Source organism: Rhodoferax sp., assembly GCF_039922535.1.
In the GTDB taxonomy this organism is placed as follows: Bacteria; Pseudomonadota; Gammaproteobacteria; order Burkholderiales; family Burkholderiaceae_C; genus Rhodoferax_B.
Window position 1 is genome coordinate 1 of sequence record NZ_JBDTEM010000481.1, and the last position, 1,718, is coordinate 1,718.

Annotated in this window: 2 protein-coding genes and 1 pseudogene; all 3 read right to left on the reverse strand. The window is 66.8% G+C overall.

What is annotated here, in order from left to right:
* Nucleotides 1-176: pseudogene (locus ABI213_RS22630) on the reverse strand (MCE family protein); the annotation flags it as partial.
* Complete coding sequence (locus tag ABI213_RS22635) at nucleotides 166-978, reverse strand: ATP-binding cassette domain-containing protein (RefSeq protein WP_348028766.1); 813 nt, start codon at nucleotides 976-978, stop codon at nucleotides 166-168. The pseudogene ABI213_RS22630 and the gene ABI213_RS22635, both read right to left, overlap by 11 nt.
* A gap of 1 nt (nucleotide 979) precedes the next feature.
* Nucleotides 980-1,718 (reverse strand): ABC transporter permease (locus ABI213_RS22640; protein ID WP_348028768.1); only part of this gene is annotated, 739 nt, incomplete at its 5' end.

Consider the following 1,718-nt stretch of genomic DNA (forward strand, 5'->3'; position numbering starts at 1 on the left):
CCCTTGTAGCGCACGGCGGCCTGGGGCTGCAGCCCCGTCACGGCGTCGTGCGACGACAGCTCATACGGGTGGCTGCTGCCCGCGTCGCGCGTGAGCCACACGGCCAGCACCACCAGCAGCGCGGTAATGGCCAGCACAAACGCGCCTGCGGCCAGCGCGTGGGATTTATTTTCCATGGGGTAGGGCTCCTTCGGCGATGGGTAAAGCGGGCAGCGGTGCCAAAGCACGCCGACCGCGTTCGCCCAGAAAAAAGTGTTCGATAAACGGATGCGGAAAAGCCACCACCTCGGCGGGTGTGCCCGTGACCAGCACCTTCTTTTCGGCCAGTACCGCCACGCGGGTACTGAGCGCAAACAGGGTGTCCAGGTCGTGCGTGACCATCACCACCGTCAGGCCCAGGCCTTGGTGCAAGGCGCGCAGCAGGGCGACAAATTCGTCCGCGCCGTTGGGGTCCAGCCCGGCGGTGGGCTCGTCCAGCAGCAACAGCGGCGGGTCCATCACCAGCGCGCGGGCCAGGGCCACACGTTTGACCATGCCGCCCGACAGATCGGCGGGCATTTTGTCGGCGTCCGTGGGCTGCAGACCGACCATTTGCAGCTTGACCAGGGCCGCATCGCGCACCAGTGCTTCGGGCAGGGTTTGGAGTTCGCGCAGCGGAAAGGCAATGTTCTCCAGCACGGTAAAGGCCGAAAACAGCGCCCCCTGCTGGAACAGCATGCCGACCCGGCTGGCCGCCCCGGCGCGGCTGAGTTCTGCCGCGGGTTGGCCCAGCACGGTGACCTGGCCCTGGGCGGGTTGCTCCAGCCCCAGCATCTGGCGCAGCAGCACCGTCTTGCCGGTGCCCGAGCCGCCCACCAGCGACACAATCTCGCCGCGCCGCACGGTCAGCGCCAGGTCTTGGTGTATGACGACCTGGTTTTTGCCGCTGCCAAACGCGGTCCACAGGCCCTGGATAGCAACGATGGTGTCTGCGTCCATGTCAGACCCCGATGTTCTTGAAGACGATGGCGAACAGTGCATCCACCAAAATCACCACCGTGATCGACGTCACCACCGACGCCGTCGTGCCCTGCCCCAGGCTTTGGGTATTGGGTTGCACCCGCAGGCCGCAGTGGCAGCCCACCAGCGCAATCAGCAGGCCAAACACGGCCGACTTGAACACCGCCAGCCCCAGGTTGGCAACGCCTACCGCCGCAGGCAGCGCCTGCAAAAAGAACGCCGGCGTGATGCCCAGCGCCAGGTCTGCCGCCAGCATGCCCCCTGCCAGCGCCGTCAGCGTGGTCCACACGCTGATCAGCGGCATGGCAATGGCCAGCGCAATCGCCCGCGGCATCACCAGCCGGTAGCCCAGCGGGATGCCCATCACCTGCATGGCGTCCAGCTCTTCGGTAACGCGCATCACGCCAATCTGCGCGGTGATGGCCGAGCCCGAGCGCCCGGCAATCAGGATCGCGGCCAGCATCGGCCCCAGCTCGCGCACCACCGACATGCCCAGGATGTTGACGATGAAGGCCTCGGCCCCAAACTGGCGCAGTTGCTGCGATGTGAGGTAGGCCAGCACCACGCCAATCAAAAAGCCCACCAGCGCGGTGATCGGCAAGGCCATGGTGCCCATCTGGTACAGGTGGCCCGAAATGTCCCGCCACGGCCCGGCCTGCGGGCGGCGCGCCAGACGCAGCAGGTCCAGCGCCAGTTGCCCCACCATGCGCAGGAAAACC

Excerpts from the sequence above, each read along its gene's own strand:
- ABI213_RS22635 (WP_348028766.1), bottom strand. The coding sequence starts at position 978 with ATGGACGCAGACACCATCGTTGCTATCCAGGGCCTGTGGACCGCGTTT.